Annotated in this window: 17 protein-coding genes; 7 read left to right on the forward strand and 10 right to left on the reverse strand. The window is 64.3% G+C overall.

Annotation, left to right across the window (positions count from 1 at the left end; genetic code table 11):
• Positions 1-5: 5 nt before the first annotated feature.
• The 7 genes from ACEOAC_RS03090 to ACEOAC_RS03120 all read left to right on the forward strand — a co-directional run bounded on the left by ACEOAC_RS03090 (position 6) and on the right by ACEOAC_RS03120 (position 10,009).
• Positions 6-974: a complex I NDUFA9 subunit family protein gene (locus tag ACEOAC_RS03090; RefSeq protein WP_234294788.1), complete on the forward strand. Its 969-nt coding sequence runs from the start codon at positions 6-8 to the stop codon at positions 972-974.
• A gap of 45 nt (positions 975-1,019) precedes the next feature.
• Positions 1,020-1,721 (forward strand): glutathione S-transferase family protein, encoded by a 702-nt coding sequence (locus ACEOAC_RS03095; RefSeq protein WP_006465142.1) that lies wholly within the window; start codon positions 1,020-1,022, stop codon positions 1,719-1,721.
• A 10-nt stretch (positions 1,722-1,731) separates the two neighbouring features.
• Positions 1,732-2,964, forward strand: a complete 1,233-nt coding sequence (locus tag ACEOAC_RS03100; protein ID WP_413445167.1) for a multifunctional CCA addition/repair protein — start codon at positions 1,732-1,734, stop codon at positions 2,962-2,964.
• A gap of 14 nt (positions 2,965-2,978) precedes the next feature.
• Positions 2,979-3,704 carry a GNAT family N-acetyltransferase gene (locus tag ACEOAC_RS03105; RefSeq protein WP_413445166.1) on the forward strand — a complete coding sequence of 242 codons (726 nt, stop codon included), beginning with the start codon at positions 2,979-2,981 and terminating at the stop codon, positions 3,702-3,704.
• An 80-nt stretch (positions 3,705-3,784) separates the two neighbouring features.
• Entirely contained in the window at positions 3,785-4,666 is an 882-nt protein-coding gene (gene phhA, locus ACEOAC_RS03110; RefSeq protein ID WP_006465139.1) for a phenylalanine 4-monooxygenase, read from the forward strand.
• Positions 4,667-4,829: 163 nt separating this feature from the next.
• Entirely contained in the window at positions 4,830-5,867 is a 1,038-nt protein-coding gene (locus ACEOAC_RS03115) for a cytochrome-c peroxidase (protein WP_413628679.1), read from the forward strand.
• Positions 5,868-6,403: 536 nt separating this feature from the next.
• On the forward strand, positions 6,404-10,009 hold the full coding sequence (locus tag ACEOAC_RS03120; RefSeq protein ID WP_413628680.1) for an indolepyruvate ferredoxin oxidoreductase family protein: 3,606 nt from the start codon (positions 6,404-6,406) through the stop codon (positions 10,007-10,009).
• A 41-nt stretch (positions 10,010-10,050) separates the two neighbouring features.
• Here the strand turns inward: ACEOAC_RS03120 and prmC are convergent, their stop codons facing one another.
• The 10 genes from prmC to ACEOAC_RS03170 all read right to left on the reverse strand — a co-directional run bounded on the left by prmC (position 10,051) and on the right by ACEOAC_RS03170 (position 18,485).
• Positions 10,051-10,884 carry a peptide chain release factor N(5)-glutamine methyltransferase gene (prmC, locus tag ACEOAC_RS03125; protein ID WP_413445710.1) on the reverse strand — a complete coding sequence of 278 codons (834 nt, stop codon included), beginning with the start codon at positions 10,882-10,884 and terminating at the stop codon, positions 10,051-10,053.
• A complete protein-coding gene (locus ACEOAC_RS03130) occupies positions 10,884-11,378 on the reverse strand; it encodes a disulfide bond formation protein B (protein ID WP_006465135.1) in 495 nt (164 codons plus the stop codon). The genes prmC and ACEOAC_RS03130 overlap by 1 nt, the downstream gene beginning before the upstream one ends.
• Before the next feature lie 163 nt (positions 11,379-11,541).
• The gene (prfA, locus tag ACEOAC_RS03135; protein ID WP_006465134.1) at positions 11,542-12,621 is read right to left on the reverse strand and encodes a peptide chain release factor 1; all 1,080 of its coding nucleotides are present in this window, start codon (positions 12,619-12,621) and stop codon (positions 11,542-11,544) included.
• 117 nt (positions 12,622-12,738) lie between these two features.
• Positions 12,739-14,031: a glutamyl-tRNA reductase gene (hemA, locus tag ACEOAC_RS03140; protein WP_413445359.1), complete on the reverse strand. Its 1,293-nt coding sequence runs from the start codon at positions 14,029-14,031 to the stop codon at positions 12,739-12,741.
• Positions 14,032-14,254: 223 nt separating this feature from the next.
• Positions 14,255-14,956 (reverse strand): response regulator transcription factor, encoded by a 702-nt coding sequence (locus tag ACEOAC_RS03145; protein WP_006465132.1) that lies wholly within the window; start codon positions 14,954-14,956, stop codon positions 14,255-14,257.
• Between the two features lie 95 nt (positions 14,957-15,051).
• Complete coding sequence (gene minE / locus ACEOAC_RS03150) at positions 15,052-15,321, reverse strand: cell division topological specificity factor MinE (protein ID WP_006465131.1); 270 nt, start codon at positions 15,319-15,321, stop codon at positions 15,052-15,054.
• Between the two features lies 1 nt (position 15,322).
• Positions 15,323-16,138, reverse strand: coding sequence for a septum site-determining protein MinD (minD, locus tag ACEOAC_RS03155; protein WP_006465130.1), 816 nt, complete (start codon positions 16,136-16,138; stop codon positions 15,323-15,325).
• Positions 16,139-16,217: 79 nt separating this feature from the next.
• Positions 16,218-17,027 (reverse strand): septum site-determining protein MinC, encoded by an 810-nt coding sequence (minC, locus tag ACEOAC_RS03160; RefSeq protein ID WP_413628681.1) that lies wholly within the window; start codon positions 17,025-17,027, stop codon positions 16,218-16,220.
• A gap of 12 nt (positions 17,028-17,039) precedes the next feature.
• Complete coding sequence (locus tag ACEOAC_RS03165) at positions 17,040-17,288, reverse strand: hypothetical protein (RefSeq protein WP_413445831.1); 249 nt, start codon at positions 17,286-17,288, stop codon at positions 17,040-17,042.
• 57 nt (positions 17,289-17,345) lie between these two features.
• On the reverse strand, positions 17,346-18,485 hold the full coding sequence (locus ACEOAC_RS03170; RefSeq protein ID WP_077236178.1) for a BMP family ABC transporter substrate-binding protein: 1,140 nt from the start codon (positions 18,483-18,485) through the stop codon (positions 17,346-17,348).
• Positions 18,486-18,545: the final 60 nt, after the last annotated feature.

The following is an 18,545-nucleotide window of genomic DNA, read 5'->3' on the forward strand; positions in this document are numbered from 1 at the left end:
GACAAATGGCAGTCAGGAAGATCCTCGTCATCGGTGGTTCCGGCTTCATCGGCACGCGGCTGGTGGAACTGCTGGGCAGCAGCACCGCTTATCGCATCATGGTCCCCACGCGCCGCTACGAGCGCGCCAAGCATCTGCTGGTGTCGCCGGTGGTCAGCGTGGTACAGGCCGATATCCATGACGACGCCGTGCTGGCGCGGCTGGTGGCCGAGGCTGATGCAGTCATCAATCTGGTCGGCATCCTGCAGTCGCGCCCGGCACGCGGTGGCGCGCCCTATGGGCCCGACTTCGAACGCCAGCATGTCCTGCTGCCGCGCCGCATCGTCGCCGCCTGCGTGCAGCAAGGCGTACCGCGCTACCTGCACATGAGCGCGCTGTGCGCCGATGCCCAGGGGCCGTCGATGTACCTGCGCTCCAAGGCGGCCGGCGAACAGGAAGCACTGGCCTCGCCGGCGCTGGACGTGGCCATCTTCCGGCCGTCGGTGGTGTTTGGCGAGGGCGACAACTTCCTCAACATGTTTGCCGGCCTGAACCGGATGTTCCCCGTGATCCCGCTGGGCAGCGCCCAGGCGCGCTTCCAGCCGGTCTATGTGGGTGACGTGGCACAGGCCTTCGTCAATGCGCTGGCGTTGCCGCGCCTGGGCGGCAAGGTGTTCGAGCTGGGCGGGCCCAGGCAATACGCCCTGCGTGATCTGGTGCGTCTGGCGGGCTGGTACAGTGGCCATCCGCGCCCGGTGGTGGGCTTGCCGGATGCCCTGGGTTGGCTGCAGGCCTTCGTCCTGGAACACCTGCCCGGCAAGCTGATGAGCCGCGACAACGTGGCTTCCATGCAAGTGGACAACGTACTGCACGGCCCTATCGCAGCCGAACTGCGGCTTGCCCCCAGGTCGGTCGAGGAGATCGTCCCCGGCTACCTGTCGTCGCGCAGCCCGCAACAGCAGTTCGACCTTTTTCGCAGTACCGCGCGGCGCTGAGCCTGTCGCTCACCGCGCTTTTCGACCTTCAAGAAACGAGCCCCCATGCAAGACACTGAACTTGATCCGGTACTATCCGAGACGCTGCAAAAAGCCGGCCGCCACATGCCTACGCTGGTGATCGCCAACAAGAACTACTCGTCCTGGTCGATGCGACCGTGGGTGGCCATGGTCGCCTTCGATATCCCCTTCAAGGAAGTGCGCGTGCTGCTGGACCAGCCTGATACTGCCGCTGACATCGCCCGCTACACCGGCTCCGGCCGCGTGCCGGTGCTGCTGGATGGCGACATCGCGATCTGGGATTCGCTGTCCATCTGCGAATACCTGGCCGAACAATTCCCCGACCGTGGCCTGTGGCCGGCACGCACCGATGCCCGCGCCATCGCCCGCAGCATCTGCGCCGAGATGCACTCCGGCTTCACCGGCCTGCGCAGCGCCATGAGCATGGACATCCGCGGTCGTTACCCCGGCCAGGGCCGCACCCCCGAGGCGCAGGCCGATATCGGCCGCGTCTGCGAAATCTGGGAAGAATGCCTGTCGCAGTTCGGCCATCACGATTTCCTGTTCGGCGATTTCTCGATCGCCGACGCCTTCTACGCGCCCGTGGTGATGCGCTTCATCAGCTACCAGGTGCCGCTGGCCCCGGCCCTGCAAGCCTACGCCGACCGCGTGTGCGCGCATCCGGCGGTGGCACGCTGGATCGCCGAGGCGCTGGCCGAGAAGGAAGTCCTTCCCGATCACAAGTGAGGCAAGCAAGATGAAGATCTACACCGTCGGCGGCGCAGTGCGCGACGGCTTGCTGGGCCTGCCGGTGAAGGACCGCGACCACGTGGTGGTCGGCGCCACCCCGCAGCAGTTGCTGGAGCGGGGCTTTCGTCCGGTGGGCAAGGATTTTCCGGTGTTCCTGCATCCCGAGACCCAGGAGGAATACGCCCTGGCCCGCACCGAGCGCAAGACCGCGCCCGGCTACAAGGGCTTCGCCTTTCATGCCGCACCCGACGTCACGCTGGAAGAAGACCTGGCGCGCCGCGACCTGACCATCAACGCCATCGCCCAGGGCGAAGATGGCACCCTGGTCGATCCTTATCACGGCCGCGCCGATATCGAGCGCCGCGTGTTCCGCCATGTCTCCGATGCCTTCATCGAGGACCCGGTGCGCATCCTGCGCCTGGCGCGCTTTGCCGCGCGCTTCGCCGATTTCAGCGTGGCCCCCGAGACCCAGGCGCTCATGCAGCGCATGGTCGAAGAGGGCGAAGTCGATGCCCTGGTGCCCGAACGCGTATGGCAGGAGCTTGCACGTGGTCTGATGGAGCGCAAGCCCTCACGCATGTTCGAGGTATTGCGCAGCTGTGGCGCATTGCAGCGCATCCTGCCCGAGCTGGCCGCGCTATGGGGCGTGCCGCAACCCGAAAAATGGCATCCCGAGATCGATACCGGCGTGCATGTCATGCTGGTGGTGGACTGGGCAGCGGCACAGGGCTTCTCCTTGCCCATCCGCTTCGCCGCGCTGTTGCACGACCTCGGCAAGGGCAGCACGCCGCCCGAGATGTGGCCACGTCATCATGGTCATGAAGCACGCAGCGAGCGCCTGGCCGAACAGGTCTGCGCCCGCCTGAAGGTACCCGGTGAATGTCGCGACCTGGCGCTGATGACGGCCCGCGAGCACGGCAACGTCGGCCGCGCCTTCGAGATGCGCCCCGATACGCTGGTCAGGTTCTTCGCCCGTTGCGACGCCTTCCGCAAGCCGCAGCGCTTCATCGACATGCTGCGCGCCGCCGAGTGTGATCATCGCGGCCGCACCGGCCTGGAGCAGCAGCCCTTCCCGCAGGCGCCCTATCTGGAGGGTGCGCTGCAGGCCGCGCAACAGATCGATGCCGGCGCCATTGCAGGCCAGCAGACGCAGCCGCAACGCATCCCCGAGGCCATCCTGGCAGCCCGTACCGCCCAGGTCGAGGCCTTCGTCGCGCAGCACCGGCCGGTGCAGCACTGAAGCAGAGGCCGACCATGGGCAACCCCTTCACCCGCTGGATGCAACGACTGCGCGGCGCCTCTGCGGCCACGGGCGAGCGGCATGAGAAGCCGAATGTCTTCGTCAAGGAATTGTCACCCCGCTCGCGGCGTCACCTGTTGCGCCACTTCCTGGCGCTGGAAGAAAAGGATCGCCTGCTGCGCTTCGGCTCCAAGCTTTCCGACGAGATGGTGACGCGCTACGTCGAAGGCATCAACTTCGAACGCGATACCGTCTTCGGCGTCTACGACCGGCGCCTGCGCCTGCTGGGAGTGGGGCACCTGGCTTTCGCGCCCAAGGAAAGCACGCGCATCAGCGGCGCCACCATCAAGCCGGTGGTGGCCGAGTTCGGGGTCTCCGTCACGGCCGCCGCACGCGGGCTGGGCGTGGGAACGCGCCTGTTCATGCGGGCTTCCATGCGCTGCCGCAATGCCGACGTCGATACGCTGTACATGCACTGCCTCTCCTCCAACAAGGTGATGATGCACATCGCCAAGAAGGCCGGCATGGAAATCCATCGTGATTACGGCGAAGCCGATGCCTACCTCAAGATCAAGCCCGCCAATTCGGCCACGGTGTTCCAGGAGGCCGTGGAGGAACAGGTCGCCATGCTCGACTACATCGTCAAGGCCAACTTCAAGGCCCTGCTCAAATGGGGCGCCCGCGTGACCGGCATCGGCAGCGACAAGAAGGACCGGACGCCGCCTCCGCCCGGCGCATAGATTCACTCCCGCACCGCCACGCATGACCATACCGGCAAGGGGGCGCATAATATGCGCCTCACTTTGATAACGGGTATGCCATGAGCACCAATCCCAACACTGACGATTTCTTTGCCACCGTCGCCACCAAGTCCGATAGCGGCGCCTTGCGCGGCGACTACAGCCAGGCCGACGCCAACTATGTCGTGGCCCAGAACTGGGAAGCCTATACGCCGGCCCAGCACGCACTGTGGCGGCGCCTGTATGAACGCCAGGCGCGTCTGATCCCGGGGCGCGCCTGCGACGTCTTCATCGACAGCCTGAAGGCTCTGGATGTTTCGCAAGGCATCCCGCGCTTCGACCAGACCACCGAAGCACTCTTCAAGGCCACCGGCTGGCAGCTGGTGGCCGTGCCGGGCCTGGTACCGGACCACACCTTCTTCGAGCATCTGGCCAACCGCCGCTTCCCGGTCACGGTCTGGCTGCGCGAAGAACACGAATTCGACTACATCGTCGAGCCCGACGTGTTCCACGACTTCTTCGGTCACGTACCGCTGCTGTTCAATCCGGTCTTCGCCAATCACCTGCAGGAATACGGCAAGGGCGGCCTGAAGGCGCTCAAGCTCGACGGCCTGGCCTACCTGGCGCGCCTGTACTGGTACACCATCGAGTTCGGCCTGATCCAGAGCGAACAGGGTTTGCGCATCTACGGCGCCGGCATCCTGTCTTCCGGCGGCGAGGTGGAATATTGCCTCTCCAGCGAGCAGCCACGCCGCGTGCCTTTCGACGTAGAGCGCATCATGCGCACGCTCTACAAGATCGATACCTACCAGGAAACCTATTTCGTCATCCGCGATTTCGAGCAACTGTTCAATGACACCGCGCCCGATTTCACGCCCATCTATGAGCGACTGAAGCAACAGGAAGCGTTGTCCGCCCACAGCCTGCTGCCGGGCGAGACCAACCTGCCACCGAATCGCTGAAACCTGAAGAGATCGGCAGGCGGCCTCGTTGAAAACCACAGAAGAACTTCGAGGCCGCCGGTCAGCTTGCTGACCCTTCACGGGGAGATGATGCAGGTCAAGAAAGGGGCGCCTTGGCTACAGACAATGATCGGCTTCATTGTCCATCACCAAGGAGTAAGCCATGCCCTTCAAGCCCATCCTGTCCACCCTGCTGCTGGCCGCCAGCACCTTGCTGGTACCGCCCGCCCACGCGGCCCCCACCACCACCGTCACTACCGCCACCACCGGGAAAGAGCCGATCACGCCCATCCAGCCCGCCCGCGTGAGCAATCGCGCCATGGTCGAGCTGGGCAAGCAGCTGTTCTTCGATCCCCGCCTCTCGCGCTCCGGCGCCATCTCCTGCAACTCCTGTCACAACCTGTCGATGGGTGGGACGGACAACCTGAAGACCTCCATCGGCCACCAGTGGCAACAGGGACCGATCAATTCGCCCACCGTGCTCAATGCCAGGTTCAATGCCGCGCAGTTCTGGGACGGACGTGCCGCCGATCTCAAGGCCCAGGCCGCTGGCCCCATTGCCAACCCCAAGGAGATGGCCTTCTCGCATGCCCTGGCGGTGGATGTTCTGCAGTCCATTCCGGGTTACGTGGCTGCCTTCAGGCAGGCTTTCGGTCACGGCCGTCTGGGTATCGATGAAGTGACGCAGGCCATTGCCGCCTTCGAAGAAACCCTGGTCACGCCCAATTCGCGTTTCGACAAATGGCTCAAGGGCGACCGCAAGGCGCTCACCAGGAACGAGCTGGACGGCTACAAGCTGTTCAAGTCGGCCGGCTGCGTGGCTTGTCACAACGGTCCTGCGGTGGGCGGCAATTCCTTCCAGAAGATGGGCCTGGTCGCTCCCTACCTGACCAGCAATCCGGCCCTGGGTCGCGCCGATGTCACCGGCAGGGAAGAAGACCGTCACCACTTCAAGGTGCCGACCTTGCGCAACGTCGAGCTGAGCTATCCCTACTTCCATGACGGCGCTGCCGCCACCTTGACCGAAGCCGTCGATACCATGGCGCGCCTGCAGCTGGGTCGGCAGTTCAGTGCCGATGAAAACGCCAAGGTCGTCGCTTTCCTCAAGACCCTGACCGGCGAGCAGCCGCGCGTGAGCCTGCCATTGTTGCCACCTTCGACTGGAAAGACGCCGCCTCCACGACCCTTCGACCAGCCCTGACCAACCCTGCAGACATAAAAAAAGCGGACCCGGCAGGGGGGGCCGGATCCGCGAGCTAGTGGTGCTTTCAACACTAGAGGGGAGGAACCTTGCACAGTAACGGATAACCAATCAATCGCTGTTCAAGTGAGGTCTATTAAACGTCAGCGCAGAACCTCGTCCAATGGCTTTTACTGGTTGTTACATTCACGTCTTGCTTGTAACAACTGAACTTGTCGCCCATTTTTTTTCAGCCGGAAATATTGTTCTTTTCACCTTTCCGGCATTTTCTCCTCCCTATCACCGGGATTGCCGCAGGACCTGCGGAAAGTGTTTCCGGTATGTCAAAAAAGCCCGGAAACCCTGCTGCAGCGTGCGTAGCGGGGCGATCACCCTTGTGCTAACTTGATACCACAACATTAAGAAAACCCGGCCCACAAGGCCGAGGTGTTCCCTTTTCCCGACAGCGCGACGGATTTCGAGATTCTGATTCTGCTGCCGATTCTGCTGCCGGGAGCATGTGCAGGCAAAAACAAGATTTTTGGCACGGAGACCACATGAACGCACCCCTACCCGCCGGGCAACGCCTGCTGCTGGACGATGTATCCCTGGACGACAAATATGCGCTGGAGCGCGGCCGCGTCTTCATGACCGGCATCCAGGCGCTGGTGCGCCTGCCGATGCTGCAGCGGCAATACGATGAACGCGCCGGGCTCAATACCGCCGGCTTCATCACCGGCTATCGCGGCTCGCCCCTGGGCGCGGTGGACCAGACCGCCGAGAAGGCCCGCAAATACCTCGAAGCGAAACAGGTCCGCTTCCACCCTGGCATGAACGAGGACCTGGCTGCCACCAGCGTGTGGGGCACGCAGCAGGTCAATCTCTTCAAGGACGCGCAATACGATGGCGTCTTCTCGCTGTGGTACGGCAAGGGACCGGGCGTGGACCGCTGTGGCGACGTGTTCAAGCATGCCAACATGGCCGGCACCTCCAGGCATGGCGGCGTGCTGGTGATCGCCGGCGACGACCATGCCGCCAAGTCCTCCACGGCTGCGCACCAGAGCGAACACATCCTCAAGGCCTGCGGCATTCCGGTGCTCTATCCGTCTTCGGTGCAGGAGTATCTGGACTACGGTCTGCACGGCTGGGCCATGAGCCGCTATACCGGCCTGTGGGTGGCCATGAAGTGCGTGACCGATCTGGTGGAGTCCGGGATGTCGGTGATGATCGATCCCGATCGCGTCAAGATCCAGTTGCCGGAAGACTTCGCACTGCCACCTGATGGCCTCAACATCCGCCAGCCCGACACCGTGCTGGGTCAGGAAGCGCGGATGATCAACTACAAGTGGTACGCCGCGCTGGCCTATGCCCGCGTGAACAAGCTCAACCGCATCATCTGGGACAGCCCGCGTGCGCGCATCGGCATCATCACTGCCGGCAAGTCCTATCTCGATACACGCCAGGCCCTGGAAGACCTGGGCATCGACGAACAGGTCGCCGCCGACATCGGTATCCGCCTCTACAAGGTCGGCATGACCTGGCCGCTGGAAGCCGAAGGCGTGCGCGAATTCGCCCAGGGACTGGATGAAATCCTGGTGGTGGAAGAGAAGCGCCAGATCCTCGAATATCAGTTGAAGGAAGAGCTCTACAACTGGCGCGACGATGTGCGCCCGCGCGTGGTCGGCAAGTTCGACGACACCGGCGAATGGAGCGGATCGCAGCGCGAAGGCCATGGCAACTGGCTGCTGCCGGCCACCTATGAACTGAACCCGGCGCAGATCGCGCGCGCCATCGCTACCCGCATCTCGCGCTACTTTGCCGGCCATCCGGTGGAGCAGCGCGTGCGCACCCGCGTGGCCTATCTGGAAGCCAAGGAAGCCGCACTCAACATCAGCAGCAAGCCCGATCCCGACAAGGACCGCATCCCGCATTTCTGTTCAGGTTGTCCGCACAATACCTCCACCAAACTGCCCGATGGCAGCCGTGGCCTGGCCGGTATCGGTTGCCACTACATGGTGACCTGGATGGACCGTGAAACCAATCTCTTCACCCACATGGGTGGGGAGGGCGTGACCTGGGTCGGGCAGGCGCCCTTCACCAGCGAGAAGCACGTGTTTGCCAATCTGGGCGATGGCACCTACTTCCACTCCGGGCTACTGGCAGTACGGGCCTCGGTCGCCGCCAAGGTCAATATCACCTACAAGATCCTCTATAACGATGCGGTCGCCATGACCGGCGGCCAGGAGTTCGATGGCCCGCTCGATCCGGCCATGATCTCGCGCCAGCTGGCCGCCGAGAACGTGGGGCCGATCATCGTCGTCACCGACGAGCCGGACAAGTATCCGGCCGGCACCCGCTGGGCCGAAGGCGTGACCATCCGCCATCGCAGCGAACTCGATGCGGTCCAGCGCGAGCTGCGTGAGAAGCCGGGCGTTTCGGCCATGATCTACGACCAGACCTGCGCCTCGGAAAAGCGTCGTCGACGCAAACGCAATGCCTACCCGGACCCGGCCAAGCGTGCCGTCATCAACGAAGCCGTGTGCGAAGGCTGCGGCGATTGCAGCGTGCAGTCGAACTGTCTCTCGGTGGAGCCGCTGGAAACCGAGTTCGGCCGCAAGCGCCAGATCAACCAGTCGTCCTGCAACAAGGATTATTCCTGCGTCAACGGCTTCTGTCCCAGCTTCGTGACGGTGGAAGGCGGGCAGTTGAAGAAGCCCGCCCGTGCCAAGGCCGCCGCCGCTCCGAGCTTGCCGGCGCTGCCGCAGCCCGTGCTGCCGGGGCTGGCCCAGCCCTACGGCATCCTGGTCACCGGCGTCGGTGGCACCGGCGTGATCACCATTGGCCAGATCATCGCCATGGCCGCGCACGTGGAGGGGCGCGCCTGCTCGGTGCTGGACATGAGCGGCCTGGCACAGAAGGGCGGTCCGGTGATGTCGCACGTGCGCGTGGCCGAGGATGCGACGCACATCCATTCCACCCGTGTCGGTACCGGCATGGCGGATCTGGTCATTGGTTGCGACGTGATCGTCACGGCGGGCCGTGACGCCCTGTCACGCATGGGAGAGGGGCGTACCCATGCCGCCGTCAATTCCACGCAGATGCCGACGGCAGCCTTCGTGCGCAATCCCGACTGGCAATTCCCCACCGCCTCCAGCGAGGGCGAGATCGCCCAGGCCTGCGGGCGCGACAACCTGTCGCTGGTCGATGCCGGCCGGATCGCTACCGCCCTGATGGGGGACGCCATCGCGACCAATATGTTCATGCTGGGCTATGCCTGGCAAAAGGGCTGGGTCCCCTTGTCGGAAGCCGCCCTGCTGCGCGCCATCGAGCTCAATGCCCTGCAGGTGGACTTCAACAAGCAGGCCTTCGCCTGGGGCCGGGTGGCGGCGCATGACGTCGAGTTCGTCCTCAATGCCGCCGGTCGTAACGGCACGAGTGCGCAAGTGATCGATTTCAAGCGCACGCCATCGCTGGATGAATTGGTGGAGCGTCGCGTGGCCTTCCTGACCGATTACCAGAACGCCGCCTATGCCCGCAGCTATCGTGATTTCGTCGAGCAGGTGCGCCAGCGTGAGAGTGCGCTGGGCGAGGCCGGTCGCGGCCTCAAGCTGAGCCGGGCAGTGGCGAACTACCTCTTCAAGCTGATGGCCTACAAGGATGAATACGAGGTCGCGCGCCTGCACAGCGATCCGGCCTTCCGCGCCAAGATCGCCGGCATGTTCGAGGGCGACTACAAGCTGCGCTTCCACCTGGCGCCGCCGCTGCTGGCCCGCCGCGACGAAAAGGGCCACCTGCGCAAGCAGGCCTTCGGCAGCTGGATGATGCCGGCCTTTGGCGTGCTGGCCCGCTTGCGCTTCCTGCGCGGCACGGCCTTCGATCCCTTCGGCTATACCGGGGAACGCAGGCAGGAGCGCGCCCTGATCGGCGCCTATCGCGACACCCTCATGCGCCTTTTGTCACAACTTACACCGGCCAATCTGGAGCAGGTCATTGCCGTGGCCCGCGTCCCAGAAGGGATTCGGGGCTATGGGCATGTCAAGGAGCGTCACTTGCAGGATGCAAAACTGAAGGAAGCTGCATTGCTGGCTCAACTGGGCCAGGGGTCGTCGCAAGCACCGCAATCACCACAATCACCGCCGGATGGAGGAAAGCAGGCGGCCTGAGCGGCCCCTGTGGAGTGAACTGAGGGTGTGGAGGGAGCGCGTCAGGCCAGGCGGCCGCCGCTGACGCGTTCGATGCCGGCCAGGTCGTGCCAGCTTTGCACGTCCGTAAAACCGGTACCGGCCAGCAGGGCGCACACCGCGGCGGCCTGGTCGTAGCCGTGTTCCAGCAACAGCCAGCCTTGCGGTAGCAGATGCGCCGGGGCGCCATCGATGATGGTGCGGAGGTCGGAGAGGCCATCGCCGTGGTCGGTGAGGGCATCCACCGGTTCGAAGCGCAGGTCGCCTTGCGACAGATGGACGTCACCCTCGACGATGTAGGGCGGGTTGGAGGCGATCACGGCAAAACGCTGGTCCTTGGCCAGGGCGCCGTACCAGTCGCTCTCCAGCAGGGTTACGCGGGCCTGGTGGGCGGCGGCGTTCTCGCGTGCGATGGCCAATGCCGCCGCGCTGGCGTCGAGCGCCGTGACCACGGCATCGGGGCGGCTATGGGCGATGGAGACAGCAATCGCGCCCGACCCGGTGCCCATGTCCAGCAAGGCGCCGCCGGTGGGTAGGCGCTCCATGGCCAGCTCCACCAGCAGTTCGGTATCCGGGCGCGGGATCAGCACGTCCGGCGTCACCCGGAAATCCAGTCCATAGAACTCGCGCAGGCCCACGATGTAGGCGATCGGCTCGCCCCGCAGACGGCGTGCGAAGAGGGCCTTGAGCGCATCGGACTCGGCCTGGTCCAGGCGCCGTTCCGATTGCGTGATCAGTTGCACCCGCGTCAGACGCAGTGCATGGCAGAGCAGGATGCGGTTTTCCAGCGGGTCCAGCGGCGCCGTCTTCAATACGGTAGCCAGCGTGCAGCCGGCGTAGCTGGACAGCGGTTCCATCATTTCCAGATGGTGGTGCGCGGCGCGCGCTTGAAGGCCTGGACCGCCAGCACCACGGCCAGCACGCCGAACCAGATCAGCGACCAGGTCGGGATCTGCAGTCCGAATACCGGCGGCCACGGGGCCGAGCAGAAACCGTCAGCGGTGAACATCTGCGGCAGCAGCTTGGCGGTGGGCAGCTGGTTCAGGGCCGTTTCCAGCGGATCGGTGGTGCAGGAGACGCCAGGATGCGCCTTCACATACAGATGCCAGATCGCCGTGCCGGCGCCGCCCAGCGCGGCCAGCAGGCCCAGTGCCGCGCTACCGCGACGCGCCCCGGCCGGCAGGCCGGCGCCGATCAGCGCAAAGATGCCCACCAGCACGAACATGTAGCGCTGGATCACGCACAGCGGGCAGGGCTGCATTTCCTCGACGATCTGCAGATACATGGCAAAGCCCAGCAGGCCGGCGCACACCAGCGCCACCAGCAGGAAAACCGGTTTGGATGATTTCATGGTTGTTGTTCGAAATTGTCTTGGTTGGTGGGATTCTCATGGCTGCGGCAATCCGGCCATGACGCGATTGTAGAGACATCCCGGGGACCCTGCACTCTGTTCCCCCGAACAGGCCGCATGGTCAGCCTGAGACCGGTGCAGGAAAACCTGGTTCCGTGACCGCTCAGTCATCCCCCAGCTGCGCCAGCAGTTCGGCCTGGTGTTCGGTGATGAGCGCATTGGTCAGTTCGTCCAGGTCGCCATCCATGATGAAGTCCAGCTTGTAGAGCGTGAGATTGATGCGGTGGTCGGTCATGCGCCCCTGCGGGAAATTGTAGGTGCGGATGCGCTCGCTGCGGTCGCCCGAGCCGATCAGGGACTTGCGGGTGGCCGCCTCCTTGGACTGCTGTTCCCGCAGTTGCACGTCCTTGATGCGCGCGGCCAGCACCTTCATGGCCTGGGCCTTGTTCTTGTGCTGGCTGCGGTCGTCCTGGCACTCCACCACGATGCCGGTGGGCAGGTGGGTGATACGCACGGCCGAATCGGTCTTGTTGATGTGCTGGCCGCCCGCGCCGGAGGCGCGGTAGGTATCGATGCGGATATCGGCTGGGTTGATGTCCACATCCTCGACCTCGTCGGCCTCGGGCATCACCGCCACCGTGCAGGCCGACGTGTGGATGCGGCCCTGGGTTTCGGTGGCCGGCACGCGCTGCACGCGGTGGCCGCCCGATTCGAACTTCAGGCGCGAATAGGCGCCGAAGCCGACGATGCGGGCAATCACTTCCTTGTAGCCGCCCAGTTCCGATTCGGAGGACGAGACGATCTCCACCTGCCAGCGCTGGCGTTCGGCATAACGCGTGTACATGCGCAGCAGGTCGCCGGCAAACAGGGCCGATTCATCGCCACCGGTGCCGGCGCGGATTTCCAGGAAGATGTTGCGTTCGTCATTGGGGTCGCGCGGCAGCAGCATCTTCTGCAGGTCCAGTTCCAGCGCCTCCATGCGCGCCTTGGCGCCATCGATCTCTTCCTGGGCGAAGGCCTTCATGTCAGGGTCCGACAGCAGTTCCTGGGCGGTGCGGATGTCGTCACCGGCCTGTACGTAGTCGTGATACAGCGCCACCAGCGGCCCCAGTTCGGCGTGTTCGCGGGTCATCTTGCGGAAGTTGTCCATGTTGGCGGTGGCATCTTCCTGGGCCAGCAGGCTGTTGAGCTCTTCCAGCCGTTCGGCAAGCTGGTCGAGTTTGGCGAGCATCGATGGTTTCATGGGTGTCGAATCCGGTAACGTAAAACAGGGGAAGAAGGAGATATCGGCGGCCCGGGAAAGGCAGCACGATCAGCCGTCGGCATCAGGCAAGGATGCAGGCGGCGGGAGAGGGGAACGCTAACGCTTGGCGCGGAACAGTTGCGGCAGCAGCGAAGCCAGCTGGCTGCGCTGTTCGCCCTGAGCGTGGTGCAGGGCCTGTTGCGGGCCGTGCAGGAACTTCGCGGTCAAGCCCTTGGAGAGGGCTTCCAGGACGGCTTCCACGTCGTCGCCCTTGGCCAGCATGCGACGGGCGCGATCCAGTTCGGCCAGGCGCAGAACCTCACCGGTTTCCTGCAGGTCCTGGATCAGCGGCACCATGGCGCGGCTGTCGATCCAGTGCATGAAGGACTGCACGCGGGTCTCGATGATGGCCTCGGCCTGCGCCACCGCTGCCTGGCGGTTTTCGACGCCGCTCTGGACCACCGAAGCCAGGTCGTCCACGGTGTAGAGGAAGACGTCATCCAGGCGGCCGACTTCGGCTTCGATGTCGCGCGGCACGGCCAGGTCGACCATGAAGATGGGTTTGTGGCGGCGCGCCTTGACGGCCCGTTCCACCAGCCCCAGGCCGATGATGGGCAGTTGCGAGGCGGTACAGGAGACCACGATGTCGAAACTGGCCAGCTGCGCCGGCAGGTCGGCCAGGCGGATGGCACGGCCGTTGAAGCGGTGGGCCAGGGTTTCGCCGCGCTCCATGGTGCGGTTGGCCACCGTCAGGGTCTTGGGATTCTGCGCGGCGAAGTGGGTGGCGCACAGCTCGATCATCTCGCCGGCGCCGATGAAGAGCACGTTCTGGCCCGAGATCGAATCGAAGATGCGCTGTGACAGCCGCACCGCCGCTGCCGCCATCGACACGCTATGGGCGCCGATCTCGGTGGTGGTGCGCACTTCCTTGGCCACCGCAAAGGTGCGCTGGAACAGCTGGTGCAGGTAGGTGCCAAGCCCGCCGGCGGCATCGGCCTGGCGCACCGCATCCTTCATCTGGCCCAGGATCTGCGGCTCGCCCAGGACCATCGAATCCAGGCCGGAAGCGACGCGGAAGGCGTGGCGCACGGCATTGTCCTGCGGCAGCGAATACAGATAGGGGCGCAGGTCGGCGTAGGGGATGTGATGGTAATCGGCCAGGAACTGCGCGGTGCGGTCGATGGCGAACTCCACCCCGTCGCGCCCGGCCGCCGCCGCGGCATACAGCTCGGTGCGGTTGCAGGTGGAGAGGATGGCCGCTTCACCGCTGGCGATGATCTTGTCATTGCCGCCAAACCAGGCACGCGCGGACGACACCGCCTGACCGATCTGGTCAGCGGGGAAGGCCACTTTCTCGCGCAGCGAGACAGGCGCGGTAGTGTGGTTGAGTCCGACAGCGAGCAAGTGCATGGAGTGCGCGGCAGCAGTGCCGATGAGCTGGGATGGTGCGATCTATGAGTCCCGAAACGGACAATTTCGAACAGTTTCGGGCCCGGTTTTGGGAATAATTATACTCTTCGGGCCATTCCGGGTTGGGACGGTCCCCGATAATCGGTATATGTCTGTGACATGGATCAGGTTTGGCGTTCACTGGAAACGACAAAAACAACAGCCCGCTGACCGGCCCCGGCGGCTATTCCAGCCGTTCCAGCTGATAACCGTAGCCATAGACGGTCGCCAACTGGTAGCCATTGGCCGGTTGCAGGCCCAGCTTGGTCCGGATGCGCGAGACATGGGTATCGATGGTGCGGGTCGGGGTCTCCGGCTCGGCGCCCCAGATGCGCTCCTGCAGGAAGGCACGCGACAGCGGGCGCCCCAGGTGCTGCATGAACAGCAGCGCCAGTTCGGCCTCCTTGCGGGTCAGCGTGGCATCCAGATGTGGCAGCCCTGGATGGGTCACCCGCAGGCGCGCCAAGTCGACCATGAAGCCGCCGGCCTCGACGATGCTGGGCGGCGCCTCGTAAGGTTGCGCTGCCAGCAGCAGCAGGTCCAGGCGCAAAGCCAGTTCCTGGCGTCGCACCGGCTTGACCAGGAAATCGTCGGCACCGGCCAGCAGCAGGCTGCGCAGCCAGGCCTGGTGCGCCGGTGTGCACAACAGCAGCAATACCGGCCTGGCCTTGGCGGCCGCCGGCGGGCGATGGCGTTGCACCAGGGTCGTGATCGCCTGGAGATGCCGTTGCACGTCATCCAGGTCCAGCACCACCAGCTGGGCGCCATCGTCGCAGGCCGCAGCAAAGCCATCGGCGCCACGATAGACGGTGGCGTCGTGACGTTCGGCCAGTTGCGTCACCAGCGTGACGGTATCGGCGTCGGAAGAGATGATCCCGATCTTCATGGCATCAGGCTGGACAAGGGCAGGTTATCGACAAGGAGACTCAGATGGACGAAAGGGCAGCCAGGGCTGCCCTTGCATCGGTGGCGACCGTCGCGTCAGGCCGCCGGGACGTCGCTGTCGGGCAGCACCACGTTCACGTCCAGCACTTCCAGGTTGCCCTGGCGGTCCAGCGAGATCTTGATGTCGTCGGCATTGACCTTGGTGTACTTGGAGATGACCTCGATCAGTTCCTTGTGCAGGGCCGGCAGGAAGTCCGGACCCTGACGGCCGTTGGAGCGCTCGCGGGCGATGATGATCTGCAGCCGCTCCTTCGCCGCCACCGCGCTCTTGGGCTTGCTGGGGAACAGGAAAGAAAGCAGGGACATGTCACTTACCTCCGAAGATGCGCTGCAGCAGACCCGGCTTTTCGTAGGTGGTGAAACGCAGTTCGACGGTCTCGCCGAGGAAGCGCGACACCACGTCCTGGTAGGCCTGGGCGACGTCGGAATCCTTCATGTGGATCGCCGGGGAGCCCTGGTTGGAGGCCTGCAGCACGGTTTCCGACTCGGGAATGATGCCGATCAGGGGAATGCGCAGGATTTCCTGCACGTCGGTATAGGACAGCATCTCGCCGTCTTCCACGCGCTTGGGCGAATAGCGGGTGATCAGCAGATGCTCCTTGACCGGCTCGCCGCCGGCCGAGGCACGACGCGACTTGGCCTGGATGATGCCCAGGATGCGGTCCGAGTCGCGCACCGACGACACTTCCGGGTTGGACACCACGATGGCCTCGTCGGCGAAGGTCAGTGCCATCACCGCGCCATGCTCGATGCCGGCCGGCGAATCGCAGATGATGTATTCGAAGTCCATCTTCGACAGGTCGCCCAGCACGCGCTCCACGCCTTCTTCGGTCAGGGCGTCCTTGTCGCGGGTCTGCGAGGCCGGCAGGATGAACAGGTTGTCGCAGTGCTTGTCCTTGATCAGGGCCTGGTTCAGCGTGGCTTCCTTGTTGATCACGTTGATCAGGTCGTAGACCACGCGGCGCTCGCAGCCCATGATCAGGTCCAGGTTGCGCAGACCGACGTCGAAGTCGATCACGGCCGTCTTGTGGCCACGCATGGCCAGGCCCGATGCGAAACTGGCGCTGGACGTCGTTTTGCCGACGCCGCCCTTACCCGAAGTCACAACGATGATTTTTGCCACGAAAAACTCCTTAAGAAGAACAGTACGCCGGTGGGGTCCGGCCCGATTATTCGTTTAGATGATGATGGTCACCGGAGGCTCACGACGCCGACATCGGCAGCACGTCGATGCGTTCGCCCTGCAGGCGCACCTGCACCTGCTTGCCCGCGAGCTCCGGCGCGTGACCGTTCTCGAAGGTTCGATAGACTCCGGCAATGGAAACCAGTTCCGCTTCCAGTGAAGCGGCGAAGATGCGCGCCTCGGTATTGCCCGACGCACCGGCCAGCGCCCGGCCGCGCAAGGGCGCGTAGACGTGGATGCAGCCGTCGGCGATCAGTTCGGCACCGTTGTTGACCGCAGCCAGCACCACCAGGTCGGCGCCACGCGCATAGATGCGCTGGCCGGCACGCACCGGAGTATCGACCACCACGGTACGGGCCTGGGGGGCGGCGGGCGCTTCAGGCGCGGCAGCCGGTGCGGGGGAGGCGGGTGCCGGTGCCGCAGCGACAGGCGCGGGAGCCGGTGCGGGTGCAGCCACGGCTTCCTGGGCGGCCTCCTGGGCGCGGGCATTGGCCGCACCGGCGCCGGACACCGCCGAGGTATCGATGGCCAGTCCGTGGCCGACGATGCCGGCGTGCAATTGCTCGGGCGCGTTGCGCACCGCCACCGTGTTCAGGCGGAAGCGCTTGAACAGCGCCACCACGGCGCTCCAGTCGATGCCGGCAGCCGCCTCGGCGTCCAGGGAGCCGATATCGAGGACCGCGAACTCGTCTTCGAAGAAGTCGGCCACACCACCGGTCATTTCCTTCAAGGCGGATTCCAGCGAAGTCGGATCAGTTTCATGCAGGATTGCCGAAATGGCAACCACAGTGGAAATTTTGATTTCGATCGGTTTGCGGGCTTTTTGCATAAATCCTGTAGTTCAATGCGGCAGAAAGTGAAGGAAAAAGCCAGCTTTCCGCCCGGGCTGGCTGTGCATTATACAGGCAGGATGCGGCTGCGATAGCGGTGGATCGCGGCTTTCAGCGGATATCCGCCGCACCGCCCGCAAGCCGAAATCGGGCATCAAAAAATTGTAGGGAGGCAATATATAGACGAGAAGCGGCTTGCGTGGAATGCCGATTTGCCAAAAAAAAGCCGCCGACACCTCGCGGTGCCAGCGGCCTTTCATGCTCACCCCCGGTACGGGCGCCGTGACTGCGCCCGTAACACCGTTAAGCCGTAGCTATCAGCCCGGAACCTTGCCGTCCACGCCTTCGACGTAGAACTTGATGCCATGCAGGAAGCCGTCATCGGCCACGGCGTCCTTGCCCAGCACTTCCTTGCCGGCGTTGTCCTTGATCGGACCCTTCCAGATCGGCGCGGAGCCATCGACGATGCCCTTCTTGCGCTCTTCCACCAGGGTCTTCACGTCAGCCGGCAGTTCCGGATTGAAGGCGGCCAGGTCGATGCCGTTTTCCTTCAGGCCGATCCAGCTGGTGCTGCTCTTCCACGAGCCATCCAGCACTGCCTGCACGCGGGCGGTGTAGTACACGCCCCAGTTGATCATCGAGGCGGCCAGGTGGGCCTTGGGGCCGAAGCTGGTCATGTCGCTGTCCCAACCGAAGGCATAGACGCCCTTTTCCTGCGCGGTCTGGACCACGGCGGCGGAGTCGGTGTTCTGCATCAGCACGTCCACGCCCTGGCCGATCAGGGTGGTGGCGGCTTCACGTTCCTTGCCCGGATCGAACCACTTGTTCACCCAGACCACGGCGGTGGTCGCCTTGGGGTTCACCGAACGCGCACCCAGGGTGAAGGAGTCGATATTGCGGATCACTTCGGGGATAGGCACCGAGGCCACCACGCCCAGCTTGCCGGACTTGCTCATCTTGCCCGCGACCACGCCGGCCAGGTAGGCACCTTCATAGGTACGCACGTCGTATTGCGCCAGGTTGTCGGCGGTCTTGAAGCCGGTGGCGTGTTCGAACTTGACGTCCGGGAATTCCTTGGCGACCTTCAGCATGGCTTCCATGTAGCCGAAGGTGGTGCCGAAGATCAGCTTGTTGCCATCGGTGGCCAGCTGGCGGAACACGCGCTCGGCGTCGGCTGCGGATTCAGGAATGTTTTCCACGAAGGTGGTCTTGACCTTGTCGCCGAACTTTTCCTCGACGGCCTTGCGACCCTTGTCGTGGGCGAAGGTCCAGCCGGCATCGCCCACCGGGCCGATGTAGACGAAGGCTACCTTCAGCGGATCGGCGGCGGGAGCGGCGGCGGCCGGCGCAGCAGCGGGCGCGGCGGCAGCGGGTTCTTCCTTCTTGCCGCAACCGATCAGGGTTGCTGCCGCCAGGGTGGCGAGCATCGTCAAGGATGCCCTGCGCGAAATCTTCATTGTGTTCTCCCTCAAGGTCAGTGGATAAATACAGGTGCTGCTACAAAAACGGAACGGAAC

Origin of the sequence: Herbaspirillum frisingense (assembly GCF_047325095.1) — a bacterium.
GTDB lineage: Bacteria > Pseudomonadota > Gammaproteobacteria > Burkholderiales > Burkholderiaceae_D > Herbaspirillum > Herbaspirillum frisingense.